This is a genomic window from Polaromonas sp. P4_H1, assembly GCF_056400945.1.
In genome coordinates this window covers 58,868-75,878 of record NZ_JBFUKG010000023.1, presented here as the reverse complement: position 1 = coordinate 75,878, position 17,011 = coordinate 58,868, and the positions used below count along the sequence as shown (strand labels likewise).

The following is a 17,011-nucleotide window of genomic DNA, read 5'->3' as shown; positions in this document are numbered from 1 at the left end:
AACCGCCGGGCATCCGGCGGTTTTTGGAGATTTGTTGCGTTTTTTCGGGTTACGCGAAGATCTCTCTACCGCCGGAGGCGCTTGAGAACCAAAAGTAACCGAAATAAAATTTCGCTGAAGTCATGAACTGGAATGTAGCACAGGTCTGAAAAAGGCCCGCAAATACCGCGTCTGACGGCAATTTACGCGGTCCCGCCCACGGTCAGCCCGTCGATACGCAAGGTCGGCTGGCCCACCCCCACCGGCACGCTCTGCCCTTCCTTGCCGCAGGTGCCCACGCCGCTGTCCAGCTGCATGTCATTGCCGATCATGGTGACGCGGGTCAGCGCATCCGGGCCGTTACCCACAATCGTGGCGCCCTTCACCGGGTACAGGATCTTGCCGTTTTCGACCCAGAAGGCCTCGCTGGCCGAGAAAACGAACTTGCCGCTGGTGATGTCGACCTGGCCGCCGCCGAAATTGGTGGCGTACAGGCCTTTTTTAATACTGGCCACGATCTCTTCAGGCGCCTTGTCACCGCCCAGCATGTAGGTGTTCGTCATGCGCGGCATGGGTACATGGGCGTAACTCTCGCGTCGGCCATTGCCAGTGGGCTTGACTTTCATCAGACGGGCATTGAGCGAGTCCTGGATGTAGCCCTTCAGGATGCCGTCTTCAATCAGTACGTTGCGCTGGCTGGCATGGCCTTCATCATCCACATTGAGCGAGCCGCGGCGGTCGGCGATGGTGCCGTCGTCCAGCACCGTCACGCCTTTGGCCGCAACGCGCTGGCCAATGCGGCCTGAAAACGCGCTGGAGCCCTTGCGGTTAAAGTCGCCTTCCAGCCCGTGGCCAATCGCTTCATGCAGCAAAATGCCCGGCCAGCCGGGACCGAGCACCACAGTCATTTCACCGGCAGGCGCGGGGCGCGCGTCCAGGTTGGTCAGCGCGGCCTTCACCGCATCATTCACATACTCCGCGATCTGCGCGTCGTCAAAATAGGCGAGGCCAAAACGGCCGCCGCCACCGCCCGAGCCCATCTCACGGCGGCCCTTTTGCTCGGCAATGACCGTCACGCTCAGGCGCACCAGGGGCCGCACATCGGCGGCCAGTGTGCCGTCGGCGCGTGCCACCATCACCACGTCGTACTCACTGGCGAGTCCGGCCATCACCTGCACGATGCGCGGGTCTTTGGCTTTGGCGAGTTTTTCCACTTTTTCCAGCAGCTTGACCTTGGCGGTGCTGTCCAGTGTGGCAATGGGATCCAGGTCCCGGTAGAGCGAGCGGCTGCTGGCGACTTTCCGCTGCGGCGTTTTCACACGCCCGGCCTTGCTGGCGGCAGAAATGCTGCGCACCGTGCGCGCTGCGTCGAGCAGCGAGGCCTCGGAAATATCGTCGGAATAGGCAAATGCCGTCTTTTCGCCGCTCACGGCGCGCACACCGACGCCCTGGTCGATGCTGAAAGAGCCGGTTTTGACAATGCCTTCTTCCAGGCTCCAGCCTTCGCTGCGGGTGTATTGAAAGTACAGGTCGGCATCATCCACACCGTAGGATGTGATTTCACCCAAGGCGCGGTTCAGCGCAGCATCGTTCAGCCCGAAGGGTTCAAGCAGGAGCTTTTGCGCAATCACCAGCCTCTGCGAGGTGGACTCGTGCGTAGGACGCGCCAGCGGACCGGCCCCCACGCTGGTTTGACGAGCGGACACGGCGGCAGATTTGAGTGAGGTCATGCAGCCATTGTAGGCAGTCTGGGCCTGTTGCACCCGGCCCCGGCGCCCGCGCCATGCGCAGGAGGGTTTTGCAGCCGGAGCACGATGCGGAACAGCCCAGTCAGCGCCCGGTCAGGTCAGATCGGTGGTGGCGGCGCCAGGACCATTCGTCTTGCAGGATTCAATGCCGCCATCCCGCGCTGATGCGCTGGCGTACATCTCGCTGACCCCAATGACCTGCCCGTTGCCCGCCTTCAGCGTGAAATAGGGTGAGCCGTCCTTGCCCAAAAGACGGTCGTAACGGCCGTCCTCTGCTGCGTTTTTCTTCACCGATTCAATGCCGCTGACCGCGCTGGCTTTGCTCTCATACATCTCGCTGGCGAGAATCTTCTGGCCATTGCCAGCCAGCAGGGAGAAGAAATACTTGTCGTTTTTTGCCTTCTTGAGCTCAAATTTACCGGCCATCACATTTCTCCTTGGAAAAAATAAGGAAGGGATCCAGCTAACCAGAGCCTTTGTACGCGGCAAGTCGCTTTAAGGCAAGCCCTGATAGTTACTTGACACAGGCAATTTTTACCTCCAAGGCATTCAGGTCTGCACCAGCCGTTTGGCCTTGGCAATCGACATCAATATGCCGAGGGCCAGGCCCAGCGTCACCATGGCGGTGCCGCCATAACTGATAAAGGGCAGCGGAACCCCCACGACCGGCAGGATGCCGCTGACCATGCCCATGTTGACAAACGCGTAGGTGAAAAAAATCATGGTCAGCGCACCGGCCAGCAGGCGCGCAAACAGCGTGGAAGCCTCCAGGGCAATGGCCAGGCCGCGCAGGATCAGGAAGATAAAACCGGCGATAAGCAGCAGATTGCCGACAAGGCCGAACTCTTCGGAGTAGGCGGCAAAAATAAAGTCGGTGGTGCGCTCGGGGATGAACTCCAGGTGCGTCTGTGTGCCGGCCATGAAGCCCTTGCCGGTGATGCCGCCCGAGCCAATGGCAATCATGCCCTGGATGATGTGAAAGCCCTTGCCCAGCGGATCGCGCGACGGATCAAGCAGGGTACAGATGCGCTGCTGCTGGTAGTCATGCAGGATGGGCCAGCGCATCCCGTCGGCGCAAAGTTGTGGCTCAAACCACACCACCAGGAAAACGCCGATCAGGCCCAGCAGCACCGGAGGAGCAATGAGTTTCCAGCTCAGGCCGGCGAAAAAAATCACCGCCAGGCCCGCAGCCAGCACCAGCAGGGAGGTCCCCAGGTCAGGCTGCTTCATGATCAACCCGACGGGTAGTGCCAGCAACAGGCCGGCCGCCAGAAAATCCAGCGGCCGCAGTTGCCCTTCGCGCTTCTGGAACCACCACGCCAGCATCAGCGGCATGGCAATCTTCAGGATTTCGCTGGGCTGGATCACCACCCCGACATTGAGCCAGCGACGTGCACCCTTTTTGGTGACGCCAAAGATGGCAACGGCCACCAGCAGGCTGACGCCGACGATATAAAGCGGAACGGCGAAAGCCATCAGGCGCTGTGGCGGAATCTGCGCCACCACGAACATGATGGCCCCGGCAATCAGCATGTTGCGGCCATGGTCGGCAAAGCGGCTGCCATGGTCGTAACCGGAGGAATACATGATCAGCAGGCCGGCACAGGCCAGCAGAAAGACCGCAAAGGCCAAGGGGCCGTCAAAACCCTGCAGCAGGGGGGCGGTTCGCTGGAAAAAAGAGGGTTTGTCGAAAACTGCGGCCATGCACCGATTATCTGCCAGCTTCAATACAGCCAACCACAGGAAGCCGATCGGGCTCACCCTGTTTTGCTATCAATACAATAGCTAACCACTCGTTCATATATTGGGTGAAACCCTATTTCCCCCTGCAATCCAACTGCAGCCGCACCGGCCACCCAATACCCACACAAGCCCCCGCACCGGCCCGCTGCGGCTCAGCCACGTACCATGTCGCCATGCGCACCACCCACCTGCTCTACCTGCACGGCTTTCGCTCCTCCCCCCAGTCCGCCAAGGCGAAAAAAATGGCCGCCATCGTGCGGCAGCGCCACCCGTCCGTGCGGTGGTGGTGCCCGCAACTGCCGCCCTCCCCGCGCGAGGCCCTGCAGGCAATCATGGACGGCATTGCCGGCTGGCCCCGGGAAACCGGGTTCGAAAGCCTGGCCGTGGTCGGCTCCTCACTCGGCGGTTTTTACGCCACCGCGGTGGCCGAACGGACCGGCTGCAAGGCGGTGCTGCTTAACCCCGCGGTAGAGCCGGCGCGCGACCTGAACGGCTACATCGGTGAGCAAACCGCCTGGCACAACGCTGAAGAGCACTTTTTCTTTGAACCCCGCTTTGTGGACGAATTGCGCGCGCTGCATGCCGGCCCGCTGAAAACGCCTGAAAACTACCTGACCGTGATCGCCAAAGGCGACGAAGTGCTGGACTGGCGCGAAATGACGGCCCGTTATGCCGGCGCGCAGATACGCCTGCTCGAAGGTGGCGACCATGCCCTGAGCGATTTCGACCTGCATGTGCCGGCGATTCTGGATTTTCTGGAACTGGCCTGACACCGGCACGCAGCGTCGGGCTGATTACACTAGCCGCAAGTCATTAAAGACACGCATTAAAGACACGCAAAGGATCACGTTTTGTTCGTATTGTTTGAAGAGACCGGCAAGTTTCTGGCGGGCCGGATTTTGTCGGAGAGCGATGCATCGCTGCAGGTCGAACTCGACTCCGGCAAGCGCGTGAAGGTCAAGGCGGCCAACGCGCTGCTGAAGTTTGAAAAGCCCGCCCCCGCCGAGTTGGTGGCCGCCGGGCAAAAATTGAGCGCAGACATCGAGCTGGACCTGGCCTGGGAGTTTGCCAGCGAAGACGAATTCGGCTTTGCCGACCTGGCGCGCGACTATTTCAGTTCCGACGCATCCAAACCCGCCTCCCTCGAGCAGCAGGCCGCGGCGCTGTTCCGCCTGTTCGAGTCGCCGCATTATTTCCGGCGGGCGGGCAAGGGCCGCTTCAAAAAAGCGCCGGCAGAGGTCCTGCAGCAGGCATTGGTCGCCATCGAGAAGAAAAAGCAGCTCGCCGCGCAGATTACCGCGTGGGCGGAGGAGCTCGCGCAGGGGCAGTGCCCAGCACCGGTGCGCGAGCAGCTTTACAAAATCCTGTTCAGGCCCGACAAGAACAGCGCCGAATACAAAGCCGTGGTCGAGGCTTCGCGCCACACGCACATCGCACCGCTGGACCTGCTGCAAAAAGCCGGCGCCATTGCCTCGCCCTACCAGTTTCACTGGAAGCGCTTTTTGTTTGAAAACTTTCCCAAGGGCACGGCCTTCCCGGCCCTGCAGGCACCCGAGATCAAGGACGAGCTGCCGCTGGCGGACGTGAAAGCGTTTTCCATCGACGATTCCGCCACCACCGAGATCGACGATGCCCTGTCGGTGCAAGGCCTGGGCAGCGGCACCGTCACGCTGGGCATTCACATTGCGGCACCCGGCCTGGTCGTGCTGCCCGGCAGCGCGATTGATGCCGTGGGCCGCGCACGGCTGTCCACGGTGTACATGCCGGGCTACAAGCTGACCATGCTGCCCGACGAGATCGTCAAGACCTATACGCTGCTGGAGGGCCGCAACTGCCCCGCGCTGTCGCTCTATCTCACGCTGGACGAAGCCACCTTCGAGATCAAGGCAAGCGCCACGCGGCTGGAGCAGGTGCCCATCGTCAGCAACCTGCGGCACGACATGCTGGACAGCGTCTTCACCGAGGCGTTTTTTGAAGCGGCCCAGGCCAGCCCGCCGGTAGATGTCCAGTGGGGCGTGGAACTGTCCTTTCTGCACCGCCTGGCCAGGCACCTGAAAGCCCAGCGCGAAGTGGTGCGCGGCAAGCCTGAAAACTTCAACCGGCCCGACTACAACTTCCGGCTCGACAACCCGTCCGGCCAGGAGCCGCAGGGCGATGAGGCGGTCAGCATCAGCATCCGCCAGCGCGGCGCGCCGCTCGACCTGATCGTGGCCGAGGCCATGATCCTGGCCAACAGCACCTGGGGCCAGTGGCTGGCCGAGCACGGCGTGCCCGGCATTTACCGCAGCCAGGCCAGCCTGGCGCCCGGGGTGAAGGTGCGCATGGGCACCAAGGCCCTGCCGCATGCGGGGATTGGCGTCAAAAGCTATGCTTGGAGCACCTCGCCGCTGCGCCGCTACACCGACCTGGTCAACCAGTGGCAGATCATTGCCTGCGCGCGGCACGGCAGAACGGCGGCCCTGGTGGCGCCCTTCAAACCCAAGGATGCCGAACTGTTTTCCATCATCTCGGGATTCGACGCCGCCTACAGCGCCTACAACGGCTTCCAGGCCGGCATCGAGCGCTACTGGACACTCAAATACCTTCAGCAAAACGGCATCACCGAACTGACGGCCACCGCCTTCAAGGACAACCTGGTGCGTGCCGACGACCTGCCGCTGGTGCTGCCTGCGATGGGTGCGCAAGGCCTGCCGCGCGGCGCCAAGGTACGCGTGAAACTGGGCGCGATTGACGAGATCACCCTGGACATTTCAGGCACCGTGACCGAGCGGCTGGATGCCGCGGCGGATGAATCAGCGGCGCCGATGGAAGAAGAAGACAGCGAGGCCGAGCTGGCCGCCGGCCCGATCTCGATTGCGGTCGATGTCGACGAGCCGGCAGCCGATGGCGCGCCTGCGCCTGCACTTGCAGCGGCTGATTGAGACAGATAAGCCCGATAATCCCCTCTTGTGAAGTCACCAAGCACACTGCAAATTGCCCTGGGCGTCTCCATCGCCTTTCATGCGGTGCTGCTGGCCGTGCGCTTTGTCGATCCGGAACGCTTTAACCGCGTGTTCCAGGACACACCGCTGGAAGTGATTCTGGTCAACGCGAAATCCCGTGACAAACCGGACTTTGCCAAAGCCATTGCGCAAGCCTCGCTGGCGGGTGGCGGCCAGCTTGAAAAAGGCCGCGCCACCTCTCCCCTGCCGCCCTCGGCCCTGACCGAAATGGGTGATGCCAGCGACGAGACGCAGCGGCAGATTGAATCGCTGCATGAGCAGCAAACCCAGCTGCTGACGCAAATCAAGAAACAGCTGGCCACGATGCCGCCACCCGACATGACGCAGGCGGCCACCAACCCTGCGCATGCCGATCGTGAGGAAAAGCGCCGGCAACTCGTCAAGATACTGGCCGAAATTGAACGGCGCATCAACGAAGAGAATGCCCGGCCCAAAAAACGCTATATCAGTCCAGCGACCCGCGAAGAGGTTTATGCGGTGTACTACGACGAGCTGCGCCGGAAGATCGAGGACAAGGGTACGGTGAACTTTCCCGAGCTGGCCGGCAAAAAACTGTATGGCGAGCTCACCATGGTCATGACCGTGAATTTTGATGGCCGCATCCTGGACACCGAAGTGGCAGAAACTTCCGGCAACCTGACACTGGACCGCAGGGCCCAAAGCATCGTCCGCGGCACCGGCCCCTTCGGCCGCTTCACCGAGGCCATGCGCCGCAAGGCAGACCAGATCGTGGTGGTGTCCCGCTTCAAGTTCACGCGCGACGACACGCTGGAAACCCGGCTGACCAGCCGCTAAGCCTTCGCCCAACCCCGCCCGACCCGCTACCCCTGCCAACAACGCTCCGATGCCTCCCGACTTCAATCACGCATAAGCATTGCATTCATGGATAAGTACTTCGTTCTGGGCAACCCGATTCAACACAGCAAATCGCCGCTGATCCATGCCCGCTTTGCCGAACTGACAGGCCAGGCGCTGCAATACGACCGGCTGCTGACGCCACTTGACGGTTTCGCCGCAACGCTCGCGCAACTGGTGCAGAGCGGCGCGCGCGGTTGCAACGTCACGGTTCCGTTCAAGTTTGAGGCCTTTCAGGCAGCCGGCATGCAGAGCGACCGGGCGCAGCTGGCCCAGGCCGCCAACACCCTGAAGCTGGATCGCAACACCATTTATGCCGACAACACCGATGGCATAGGGCTCGTCAACGACATCCAGAACAACGCCGGCGTTTCGCTGGCCGGACGCGACGTCCTGCTCATAGGTGCCGGCGGCGCGGGCGCCGGTGCGCTGGCACCGCTGCTGGCAGCCGGGCCCCGGCGGCTGGTGCTGGTGAACCGCACCCGGGCCAAGGCAGATGCACTGGTGGCGCGCCACAGGGCACATGCCTCGCTTCAGCATGTCCTGCAAACAACAGAGCTGTCGTCCGGGGATCTACAAGGACTGGAGGGCTGTTTTGATGTCGTCATCAACGCCAGCGCGAGCAGCCTTGCCGGTGGCGGCGTGCCAGTCGACAGCCGCGTGCTCACACCCGGCGCGCTGGCTTACGACATGATGTACGGCCCTGCGGCAGCCGGTTTCATGACCTGGGCCCGGGAACACGGTGCCACGCCGCGTGACGGCCTGGGCATGCTGGTCGAACAGGCCGCCGAGGCGTTTGAGCTGTGGCGTGGCGTGCGGCCGCCATCGCAGCAGGTGCTGCGGGAAATGCGCGCGGACATGCAAGCGCCAAGTGCATGAAAGCGCTGCTGCGCCTGCTGGGTCTGGCCCTGCTGGCGGGTTTGGCCCTGCAGATTTATTTTGTGGCCCGCATCGCGCTGATGACCGTGGTCAACCCCGAATCGACCGCCTTTCAGCGCTCTGAAATTTACCTCGTCGCCCGGCAGACCGGAACGCTGAAATGGCGCCAACAATGGGTGCCCTATGCGGCTCTGCCAGACCACCTCAAACGCGCAGTGATTGCGTCGGAAGATGCCAGCTTCGCCGAGCACGAGGGCGTGGACATGGAAGCGCTGGAGAAAGCCTGGGAAAAGAATGCCAGGGCGGAGCAGCGCGCCGCGCAGTTGGGCAGCCGGCTGGCCCCCACCCGGGCCGCAAAACCAGCGAAGATCATTGGCGGCTCCACCATCACCCAGCAACTGGCCAAGAACCTGTTCCTGTCGGGTGAGCGCACACTGCTGCGCAAGGGCCAGGAGCTGCTGCTGACACTGCTGCTGGAAGCCCTGCTGGACAAGCGGCGCATTCTGGAGATTTACCTCAACAGCGTCGAGTGGGGAGAAGGCGTGTTTGGCGCTGAAGCCGCCGCCCAGCACTACTACCGCAAACCGGCGGCCCGGCTGAGTGCCTATGAAGCCGCGCGCCTGGCCGTGATGCTGCCGCGGCCCAAGTATTTTGAAACCCGGCCGGGCTCGGGCTACCTGGCCTCACGCGCCAGCACCATCGTGGCGCGCATGGGCGGTGTGGAACTGCCTTGACAGTCCATGAACGATAAAGTGTCTCCGGTGCTGGCCAAACTCATGAGCATGTTTTTGCTGGGACTGATTCGCTTGCTGACCGGTGCCCAGGCGCGCTGGCAGGGCTGCCCGCCCAAGGCCGAGCAGCGGATTTACTTTGCCAACCACCAGAGCCATGTGGATCTGGTCCTCATGTGGGCCGCCCTGCCCGAAGAGTTGCGCAGCATCACGCGGCCCATCGCGGCCAAGGATTACTGGACCAAAACGCCGTTCAAAAAATGGATTACCACGGCGGTGTTCAACGCCATTTATGTGGACCGCGTCAAAACCGGCGAGCAGGATCCGCTGGAGCCCCTGATTGAGGCGCTCACCAACGGCGACTCCATCATCCTGTTTCCGGAGGGCACCCGGGGCAACCACGAGGAGCCACAGAATTTCAAGTCCGGCCTGTACAACCTGGCGCAGAAATTCCCGCAGGTCGTACTGGTGCCGGCCTGGATCAACAACGTACAGCGAGTGATGCCCAAAGGAGAAGTGGTGCCCGTGCCCATTCTGTGCTCGGTCACGTTTGGAGCCCCCATCGCGGTGGGCGCCGGGGAAGACCGGGGCAGTTTTCTGGCCCGCGCGCGCCAGGCCGTCATGGACCTCCGGCAAACCTGATCAACCGCAGACGCCCTGATGAACACCTTTTTGCGCAACCTGTCGCCTGGCCAGCAGGTGGGCCTGCTGTTTGTGGTGGTTTTTGGCCTGCTGCTCATCATCAGTGCGGCCGCATTTGTCTTGTCCCTGCAGGACCGGCATGAGGATGACCTGCACACTCAGAAGCTCAAGGATTTCAATGGCCTGCTGAGAACTTCGTGGGTGATGTGCACGGTGTTCTGGGTCGGCTGGACGCTGGGTGAAACCGTGGCCACGGTGCTGTTTGGCCTGGTGGCATTTTTTGCGCTGCGCGAATTCATCACGCTCTCGCCGACCCGGCAGGGCGATCACCGCAGCCTGGTGCTGGCTTTTTTTGTGGTGCTGCCGCTGCAGTTTGCCCTGGTCATCACCCGGCATTTCGACCTCGTCACCGTGTTCATCCCGGTGTATGTGTTCCTGGCAATTCCGGTGGTCAGCGCGCTGGCAGACGACCCGCACCGCTTTCTGGAGCGCAACGCCAAATTGCAGTGGGGCATCATGGTCTGCGTCTACGGCATCAGCCATGTGCCGGCCCTGCTGCTGCTGAAGTTTCCGAATTACCAGGGCAAGAATGCCTTCCTCGTGTTTTTCCTGGTGTTTGTCGTGCAGAGCTGCATGATCGTGCAGCACTTGGCCAGCCGCCGGCTGGCGCGAGCGCCGATTGCGCCCAATGTGAGCAAAAGTTTTGAATGGACCAGCTGGCTGACCGCCGTGGTCGTGGCCAGCCTGGTCGGCGGCCTGATGGCGGGCCTGACGCCCTTCAAGCCGGGCCAGGCGGTGGCGATGGCCCTGATCGCCTGCGTGGCCGGCTCCATGGGGCACCTGGTGATGAAGGCCCTCAAACGCGACCGCGGGATTACCAACTGGGGTTCCGAAGGAAAATCAGTCACCGGCGCCAGCGGTTTGCTGGACCGCGTCGATGCCCTGTGTTTTGCCGCACCGATATTTTTCCATTCGGTTCGATGGTATTTTGGCCTTTAGCCCTTTCATTTCACTTTCATTTCACTTTCATTTCAAATCCTGCGCAAGCAGCTACCAAATTTATAGCCTATGCGTATTCTTGGAATTGACCCTGGCTTGCAGATCGCCGGATTCGGCGTGGTCGAAGTCGACGGCTCCCACTTGCACTATGTGGCCAGCGGCACCATCAAGACCACGCACATGGTGCGCGGCGACCTGCCGGCCCGGCTGAAGGTGCTGTTTGACGGGGTGCGGGAAGTGGTGCAGCGCTACCAGCCCGATATGGCCTCGGTGGAGATCGTCTTTACCAACGTCAATCCACAGGCCACGCTGCTGCTGGGGCAGGCGCGCGGTGCCTGCATCACCGCGCTGGTCTCCAGCGATCTCGCCGTGGCCGAATACACGGCCCTGCAAATGAAGAAGGCGGTGGCCGGCTATGGCAAGGCCGGCAAGGCCGAGGTCCAGCAGATGGTGATGCGGCTGCTGAAACTGCCAGCCCTCCCCGGCAAGGACGCCGCCGACGCGCTGGGCCTGGCCATCACCCACGCCCACGCCGGGCGTTCAACGGCCATTTTGGCGGCAGCCACGGCGTTGAAGCCCAACGCCAGCGCTTCTTACAAGGCGGGGCGTCACTATTGAGCGTGCTGTTGCCTTGGGGAAAGAGACTGGTCACGGATGGCTGCGCAAAATTCATCGCAATCGATACTTGGCTACGTGAGAAGTCCCCGTAACAAGCTGGAGCACTGGTTCATTCCAGAGTTCTGAGCAGGAGCTGGATCTCTTCAGGCGAGTCCAATAGTTCGCGCAGGCGTTTGAGCTTGAATTCGCTCCACTCCTGCAGCCACGCCCGGTCAGCCAGTCCGTGTTCGATGAGCAGCTTCATGGCAGCGAGGTCGGTGCCGTAGAACCCGGAGCCCGTTGCGAGACTTTGCGGTTCCGTTTGCACTCCGGCAACAGCCTCCTTTGGCCAGCGCGCAACAACGTGAGTGGTGACTGCGTACTTGAGGAAATCATGTCGTGATTGAAGGGCCTCCCGTACTACAGGTATTCCGTGTACACCCAATGAGACGAAGAACTCCCTCATAACCAGGTCGACCGGCGACCCGTTTGTCTTGAGCCACTCCAGCATGTGTCGCAAAACTGGCTTGACCGTTGGGTAACCGAGGGCGACCAGAGCGTTCGCGCTGGAAGCGTCTTCCTTGTTTCGCGGCAGCTGGCGCGTCAGATCGGCTTGTTTCATGGCTCTCTAATGTTGGAGGTAACCGGCGGACGATAGGCGGGCGAAGCCGGCTGCAAGGACGGGAACTTGCTTCACTTTAATTGACACAGGCTTGCTCGGCCTGCTGCACTTCAAATGCGGCAGGGGGAAGGTAGCGCAGCGACGAATGCAGTCGCTGCTGGTTATAGAAGGCGATGTAGCTGCTCAAGGTCTTCCTCAGTTGCTGTTCGTCGTCAAATGTCTTGCCATACAGCTCCTCGGTCTTCATCGAATGGAAGAACGATTCCATGTGCGCGTTGTCGTTCATCTTGCCAGCTCGGTTCATGCTCTGCAACATTCCCAGCCTTGCGAGTTGGTTGCGGAACTCAAAGGCGGCGTACTCAATGCCGCGATCGCTGTGGAACAGAACGCCCGGCCCCGCGTTGCGGTTGCGCGCCGCCTGCAGCAGCGCCCGAATGGTCAGTGCCGCGTCGCGTCGATGGCTCAAACTCCAGCCCACAATGCGCCGCGAATGCCGATCCATCACCGCGGCCATGTAGCGCCACTGTCCGGCGACCTTCAGGTATGTCACATCACCCACCCACACCTGGTTGCTCTCCTGCGTTTGGGCTGTATCCTGCCTGTAGGGGACGCTGGCGAAGAAGGCGCGCTGCAATACCTTGGAGTTCCGGTACAGCCGGGCGCTGCGGCCCTGCAAACCGGCCAGGCGCATCAATCTTGCCACTCGACGGCGACCCACGGCAACGCCATCCAGGCGAAGTTGGCCGGTGACCCGCGGGCTGCCATAGAAGCCGCGGCTGCGTTCGTGCACCGCTCGCACTTGCTCCAGCAGCTGCGCATCCTCGCCCGATCTCGCACTGGGCTGGCGTTGCTGCCAGGCGTAGAAGCCGGCACGCGTGACCCTGTACAGGGTGCACATCATTTGGATGGGCCAAGTTTGCCGGTTTGCCGCGATGAAGGCAAAGACTTCGCCTTTCGTTCGGAGGCAAACCGGATGGCTTTTTTTAAGAGATCGTGCTCCATCTGCAGGCGCTTGAACTGCTTCTCCACCTCGCGCAGGCGACGCAGTTCCGCAACCGCATCAGCCTCGATCGGTGGCGCCCTTCCGGCCAACTCGCCGTCTCGCACTTGCTTGCGCCACTTCGAAAGCATGAAAGGATGAATGTCCAAGGACTCGGCCACATCCTTCACCAACACGCCCGGCTGGTTGCTCAATTGAACGGCTCTGAGCTTGAATTCAACGCCGTAGTTCTTGATTTTTACTGGCCCTTGTCGTTTTGCCATTGACCACTCTCTCCGTTAGGTAAGAGTGTCAACTAAAACGAGACAAGCTCCACGTCCGCGTTGACCGCCCTGTTAGCCGGCCTCCAGGATGGCCTCGAAGTCGAGTGGAAGATGCTAAAGAGCATCAAGCGCCAGCCGCCAAAACTCTCGTTGAAGACCTGATGGTAGTACTGCTTGACCCTGTATCCATCGCTCATCATCGCCGCGCGCAGAGTTGCTCACATAAGCCGCTCTAGAGAGTACGTCAGCAGATTCGGGCGGCCCGGCAGGCTTTGACTTGAGCTTAACCAGATCGAGCTCAAAAGATTCGGGCTGCTCCGTGTCCGCAAGCAACTCAACAGAGACCCAGCCTGCGATTTCAAATCGGTCTGAATTGTCACGCAAGGTCCGGAGCGACACCCATTGTTCCGGAGGGAGTGAGCCTTCCTCAGCCGATCGAACTATCACACTATCTGGGACCAATTTGCACGCGTAGTCCGTGGTACGGAGGAAATACCATGTGGCATCCACGAGCTCGCGCGCTCGCCGGGAACTTGGCGGTGCCGCGTCATTGTGCTCTATGTCGTTCCGAAGTTCGAAGAGCTGCTTAACCAGGAGTGGCCGGGCAAGACCAACCTGCTCGAGCCTCTCAAGTGATCCGAGGGTCCTCGGAAACATTGCGCCGAAGCCGTAAAGCTCCTCGAGGTGTTGCAAGCGGCTATTGATCGCACGTTTGAGGCCGAGGACCGAGTCCGCGACTGAAAACTCGGATTCACTCGTGGCGAGGACATTTTCGGCGTGGGCGAGAATGGCATGGGGACGTCGCACGCGGTCAATCTCGGTGCGCCGCCCACCATAAAAGTCATGCGTCCAGCTAAAGACTTTGTGGGATAACCAAAGGTGCATGGCCGTGTCTGCCGGCTAACGTAACGTATGCCGCAAAACCTGCGGTATATATCGACCACTGCGGTTTAATCTGGACACGAAAACCTCCCGTAACTGGCTCGCCTGTCAGGTTTCAGGCACATGCACTGTATTTTTACGCAGTTATAAATTTTTCACGAAACCCTGCAACCCAAGCTGCGATCCACGTCTGCTCGATCAGGTCATGGAACGGCCTCACTACCTTCACTATAGCCTCAGCCTTGAAGAGGTTGACCTGTACTGGATCCGCTTTTTGTTTGCTGGCGCGACCGGCAGGCGCCCCCAAGCTGATGGTCTTCAACTGCCATTACGCCATTGAGATCTGATCCGCTACGCCACCCGCTCCAGAATCAGCACTGCAAAGAATCCAAAGGCGGCAATCAGCGTCCACTTGAGGACGATCAGGCCGAATCGCCTGAACCGCGGCTGCCCCGTTCCCGCGTAAAACATGAAGGACATGGCGGAGACCAGCAGCAGCAGCAGGACGAGCCAGCGAAAGAGCAGCATGGCGTGTGGACTGTCTGTTGCGGGCTACCAGGCGCGCGCCAGGGTGGCAAAGCCCTGAGGAGCCCGTTTTTCGTCTGCAAAGGTGACAACTTCGTAAGCGTCCTGGTGGGCCAGCAGCTCACGCAGCAGCTTGTTGTTCATCGCATGGCCGGAGCGGAAGGCGCTGTAGGCTGCCAGCAGCGGTTTGCCCAGCAGGTACAGGTCGCCCATGGCGTCGAGGATCTTGTGCTTCACGAACTCGTCGTTGTAGCGCAGGCCCTCGGTGTTGAGCACCTTGTAGTCGTCCATGACGATGGCGTTGTCGAGTCCACCACCGAGTGCCAGCCCGTTGGCGCGCATCATTTCGACGTCTTTGGTGAAGCCGAAGGTACGGGCGCGGGCGATGTCGCGGGTGTAGGAGCCCGAACTCAGGTCGAACTCCACGCGCTGGCCGGTGGAGTCAACGGCCGGGTGGTCAAAGTCAATTTCAAAACTCAGCTTGTAGCCTTCGTAAGGGCTCAGGCGTGCCCACTTGGCGGCGGCGCCTTCGCCTTCGCGCACCTCGACCGGCTTGAGCACGCGAATGAAGCGCTTGGGCGCGGACTGCAGCTCGATGCCGGCGGACTGCAGCAGAAAAACGAACGAAGAGGCCGAGCCATCCAGAATGGGCACCTCTTCCGCGGTGATGTCGATGTACAGGTTGTCGATGCCCAGCCCCGCGCAGGCCGACATCAGGTGCTCGACGGTGTGCACCTTGGCACCACCGGCCGAGATGGTCGACGCCAGCCGGGTGTCGGTCACGGCCTGCGCCGAGATGACGATGTCCACCGGCTGCGGCAAATCCACCCGCCGAAACACAATGCCGGTATCCGGCGGCGCCGGCCGCAAGGTCAACTCCACCCGCTGGCCGCTGTGCAGGCCTACGCCCACGGCCTTGGTCAGGGATTTGAGTGTTCTTTGGGCAAGCATCTGTTTATTTTAATTTGAGCGCGGCCATTTCACGGGTAGGGGATAACAATGCCGCACATAGCCAGGCCCTAAAGAGAATCGCGACGAACGTCCAATGAGCGTCCCGAGGGACTACAGAGGACTACAGAGGACTACAGAGGACTACAGAATGATCGAATGGAAAGCGTAGCGAGCGGTCCGAGGTTGAGCCGAGGAGCACAGCCGTACTGCCGTACGGCGCGCACCACAGGCTCAAGATCGGGCCGCGCAGTAGCTTTACTTCGATCAGTCGGCCTGCTTCCTGAGAAACGCCGGGATCTCGAAATCATCCATGCCGCCAGAGGCCAGCGCATCGACCTTGGCTGCCGCCTGGGTGCGGTTGGTGCGCCACACGCTGGGCACGGTCATGTTGCCGTAGTCAGGCTGCATGCTACCCATGGCCGTCTGCGGCACGCCTGCGCCGCCCGCCACCGTGTTGAGCGTGGGCACGTTGAAGGGCACGTTGTCGGTGCCCGTGCGCAGAACCTGCAGCGGCGGCGCGTGGCGGCGCACACCCTGGCGGCTCAGGCCCGTGGCGACCACCGTGACACGGATATCGTCACCCAGTTCGTCGTCGTAAGCCGTGCCGTAGATCACGTGCGCATCGGGAGAGGCGTAGGCGCGGATGGTGTTCATCGCCAGCTTGGACTCGCTCAGCTTGAGTGAGCCCTTGGCCGCGGTGATCAGCACCAGCACGCCCTTGGCGCCTGACAGGTCAATGCCTTCCAGCAGGGGGCAAGCCACCGCCTGTTCGGCCGCGATGCGGGCGCGGTCGGGACCGTTGGCCTTGGCCGTGCCCATCATGGCCTTGCCGGGCTCGCCCATCACGGTGCGCACGTCTTCAAAGTCAACGTTGACATGGCCGGGCACATTGATGATCTCGGCGATGCCGCCGACGGCGTTTTTCAGCACGTCGTTGGCATGGGCGAAGGCTTCATCCTGAGTCACGTCATCGCCCAGCACTTCGAGCAGCTTTTCGTTGAGCACCACGATCAGCGAGTCGACATTGGCTTCCAGTTCGGACAGGCCGAGGTCGGCGTTGGTCATGCGGCGGCCGCCTTCGAATTCGAAAGGCTTGGTCACCACCCCCACCGTCAAAATGCCCATCTCCTTGGCCACGCGGGCAATCACCGGCGCCGCACCGGTGCCGGTGCCGCCACCCATGCCGGCCGTGATGAACAGCATGTGCGCGCCGGCAATGGCGCTGCGGATGTCGTCCACCGCCAGCTCGGCCGCGTCCCGGCCCTTGTCGGGCTTGCTGCCCGCCCCCAGCCCGCTGCTGCCCAGCTGGATGGTCTTGTGCGCGCTGCCGCGGCTGAGGGCCTGCGCGTCGGTGTTGGCGCAGATGAACTCGACGCCCTGCACGTTGCAATCGATCATGTGACCGACGGCATTGCCGCCACCACCACCGACACCGATCACCTTGATTTGTGTGCCCTGGTTGAATTCTTCGATTTCAATCATTTCGATGCTCATTGGGAGCCTCCTATCAATAAACTGCAGTTGCCAAAATTTTTCTAAACGGTCTTGATGCCTGAACCCCCCTGTCACGCAGGGGGGTCTGCTCCTCCGCAG

At 61.5% G+C, this 17,011-nt stretch carries 17 protein-coding genes; 8 read left to right on the top strand and 9 right to left on the bottom strand.

Annotated elements, in window-relative coordinates; all coding sequences use genetic code 11:
* Positions 1 to 182 precede the first annotated feature (182 nt).
* The 3 genes from tldD to rodA form a co-directional block, all read right to left on the bottom strand.
* Complete coding sequence (tldD, locus tag AC1DS5_RS23075) at positions 183 to 1,709, bottom strand: metalloprotease TldD (protein WP_477720587.1); 1,527 nt, start codon at positions 1,707 to 1,709, stop codon at positions 183 to 185.
* Positions 1,710 to 1,820: 111 nt separating this feature from the next.
* Positions 1,821 to 2,153, bottom strand: a complete 333-nt coding sequence (locus AC1DS5_RS23070) for a YegP family protein (RefSeq protein ID WP_477720586.1) — start codon at positions 2,151 to 2,153, stop codon at positions 1,821 to 1,823.
* Between the two features lie 123 nt (positions 2,154 to 2,276).
* Positions 2,277 to 3,431 (bottom strand): rod shape-determining protein RodA, encoded by a 1,155-nt coding sequence (gene rodA, locus AC1DS5_RS23065; RefSeq protein ID WP_477720585.1) that lies wholly within the window; start codon positions 3,429 to 3,431, stop codon positions 2,277 to 2,279.
* Positions 3,432 to 3,643: 212 nt separating this feature from the next.
* Here rodA and AC1DS5_RS23060 point away from each other — a divergent pair, with 212 nt between their 5' ends.
* The 8 genes from AC1DS5_RS23060 to ruvC all read left to right on the top strand — a co-directional run bounded on the left by AC1DS5_RS23060 (position 3,644) and on the right by ruvC (position 11,196).
* Positions 3,644 to 4,240, top strand: coding sequence for a YqiA/YcfP family alpha/beta fold hydrolase (locus tag AC1DS5_RS23060; RefSeq protein ID WP_477720584.1), 597 nt, complete (start codon positions 3,644 to 3,646; stop codon positions 4,238 to 4,240).
* Between the two features lie 81 nt (positions 4,241 to 4,321).
* Positions 4,322 to 6,391 (top strand): ribonuclease catalytic domain-containing protein, encoded by a 2,070-nt coding sequence (locus AC1DS5_RS23055; RefSeq protein WP_477720583.1) that lies wholly within the window; start codon positions 4,322 to 4,324, stop codon positions 6,389 to 6,391.
* A gap of 27 nt (positions 6,392 to 6,418) precedes the next feature.
* Positions 6,419 to 7,267: an energy transducer TonB gene (locus tag AC1DS5_RS23050; protein WP_477720582.1), complete on the top strand. Its 849-nt coding sequence runs from the start codon at positions 6,419 to 6,421 to the stop codon at positions 7,265 to 7,267.
* 87 nt (positions 7,268 to 7,354) lie between these two features.
* Complete coding sequence (gene aroE, locus AC1DS5_RS23045; RefSeq protein WP_477720581.1) at positions 7,355 to 8,206, top strand: shikimate dehydrogenase; 852 nt, start codon at positions 7,355 to 7,357, stop codon at positions 8,204 to 8,206.
* Positions 8,203 to 8,940 (top strand): transglycosylase domain-containing protein, encoded by a 738-nt coding sequence (locus AC1DS5_RS23040; protein WP_477720580.1) that lies wholly within the window; start codon positions 8,203 to 8,205, stop codon positions 8,938 to 8,940. Before aroE ends, AC1DS5_RS23040 begins: the two co-directional genes overlap by 4 nt.
* A 6-nt stretch (positions 8,941 to 8,946) precedes the next feature.
* Positions 8,947 to 9,579, top strand: a complete 633-nt coding sequence (locus AC1DS5_RS23035; RefSeq protein ID WP_477720579.1) for a lysophospholipid acyltransferase family protein — start codon at positions 8,947 to 8,949, stop codon at positions 9,577 to 9,579.
* 18 nt (positions 9,580 to 9,597) lie between these two features.
* Positions 9,598 to 10,578, top strand: a complete 981-nt coding sequence (locus AC1DS5_RS23030; RefSeq protein WP_477720578.1) for a phosphatidate cytidylyltransferase — start codon at positions 9,598 to 9,600, stop codon at positions 10,576 to 10,578.
* A gap of 69 nt (positions 10,579 to 10,647) precedes the next feature.
* Positions 10,648 to 11,196, top strand: coding sequence for a crossover junction endodeoxyribonuclease RuvC (ruvC, locus tag AC1DS5_RS23025; protein ID WP_477720577.1), 549 nt, complete (start codon positions 10,648 to 10,650; stop codon positions 11,194 to 11,196).
* A 109-nt stretch (positions 11,197 to 11,305) separates the two neighbouring features.
* On the opposite strand, the gene AC1DS5_RS23020 is transcribed toward ruvC, so the two are convergent.
* The 6 genes from AC1DS5_RS23020 to ftsZ form a co-directional block, all read right to left on the bottom strand.
* On the bottom strand, positions 11,306 to 11,797 hold the full coding sequence (locus tag AC1DS5_RS23020; protein ID WP_477720576.1) for a DUF5071 domain-containing protein: 492 nt from the start codon (positions 11,795 to 11,797) through the stop codon (positions 11,306 to 11,308).
* Positions 11,798 to 11,873: 76 nt separating this feature from the next.
* Positions 11,874 to 12,731, bottom strand: coding sequence for an IS3 family transposase (locus AC1DS5_RS23015; RefSeq protein ID WP_477720598.1), 858 nt, complete (start codon positions 12,729 to 12,731; stop codon positions 11,874 to 11,876).
* Entirely contained in the window at positions 12,695 to 13,060 is a 366-nt protein-coding gene (locus AC1DS5_RS23010) for a transposase (protein ID WP_477720575.1), read from the bottom strand. The genes AC1DS5_RS23015 and AC1DS5_RS23010 overlap by 37 nt, the downstream gene beginning before the upstream one ends.
* A 1,233-nt stretch (positions 13,061 to 14,293) precedes the next feature.
* Positions 14,294 to 14,470, bottom strand: coding sequence for a hypothetical protein (locus AC1DS5_RS23005; RefSeq protein ID WP_477720574.1), 177 nt, complete (start codon positions 14,468 to 14,470; stop codon positions 14,294 to 14,296).
* Between the two features lie 24 nt (positions 14,471 to 14,494).
* On the bottom strand, positions 14,495 to 15,418 hold the full coding sequence (lpxC, locus tag AC1DS5_RS23000) for a UDP-3-O-acyl-N-acetylglucosamine deacetylase (protein WP_477720573.1): 924 nt from the start codon (positions 15,416 to 15,418) through the stop codon (positions 14,495 to 14,497).
* A 264-nt stretch (positions 15,419 to 15,682) separates the two neighbouring features.
* On the bottom strand, positions 15,683 to 16,912 hold the full coding sequence (gene ftsZ, locus AC1DS5_RS22995; protein ID WP_477720572.1) for a cell division protein FtsZ: 1,230 nt from the start codon (positions 16,910 to 16,912) through the stop codon (positions 15,683 to 15,685).
* Positions 16,913 to 17,011 lie beyond the last annotated feature (99 nt).

Bases quoted from the DNA above. Each gene is read 5' to 3' on its own strand.
- ruvC (WP_477720577.1), top strand. From the start codon at position 10,648: ATGCGTATTCTTGGAATTGACCCTGGCTTGCAGATCGCCGGATTCGGC.
- aroE (WP_477720581.1), top strand. From the start codon at position 7,355: ATGGATAAGTACTTCGTTCTGGGCAACCCGATTCAACACAGCAAATCG.
- AC1DS5_RS23005 (WP_477720574.1), bottom strand. From the start codon at position 14,470: ATGCTGCTCTTTCGCTGGCTCGTCCTGCTGCTGCTGCTGGTCTCCGCC.
- AC1DS5_RS23010 (WP_477720575.1), bottom strand. From the start codon at position 13,060: ATGGCAAAACGACAAGGGCCAGTAAAAATCAAGAACTACGGCGTTGAA.
- rodA (WP_477720585.1), bottom strand. From the start codon at position 3,431: ATGGCCGCAGTTTTCGACAAACCCTCTTTTTTCCAGCGAACCGCCCCC.
- AC1DS5_RS23060 (WP_477720584.1), top strand. From the start codon at position 3,644: ATGCGCACCACCCACCTGCTCTACCTGCACGGCTTTCGCTCCTCCCCC.
- tldD (WP_477720587.1), bottom strand. From the start codon at position 1,709: ATGACCTCACTCAAATCTGCCGCCGTGTCCGCTCGTCAAACCAGCGTG.
- ftsZ (WP_477720572.1), bottom strand. From the start codon at position 16,912: ATGAGCATCGAAATGATTGAAATCGAAGAATTCAACCAGGGCACACAA.
- AC1DS5_RS23020 (WP_477720576.1), bottom strand. From the start codon at position 11,797: ATGAAACAAGCCGATCTGACGCGCCAGCTGCCGCGAAACAAGGAAGAC.
- AC1DS5_RS23035 (WP_477720579.1), top strand. From the start codon at position 8,947: ATGAACGATAAAGTGTCTCCGGTGCTGGCCAAACTCATGAGCATGTTT.
- AC1DS5_RS23030 (WP_477720578.1), top strand. From the start codon at position 9,598: ATGAACACCTTTTTGCGCAACCTGTCGCCTGGCCAGCAGGTGGGCCTG.
- AC1DS5_RS23070 (WP_477720586.1), bottom strand. From the start codon at position 2,153: ATGGCCGGTAAATTTGAGCTCAAGAAGGCAAAAAACGACAAGTATTTC.
- AC1DS5_RS23040 (WP_477720580.1), top strand. From the start codon at position 8,203: ATGAAAGCGCTGCTGCGCCTGCTGGGTCTGGCCCTGCTGGCGGGTTTG.
- lpxC (WP_477720573.1), bottom strand. From the start codon at position 15,418: ATGCTTGCCCAAAGAACACTCAAATCCCTGACCAAGGCCGTGGGCGTA.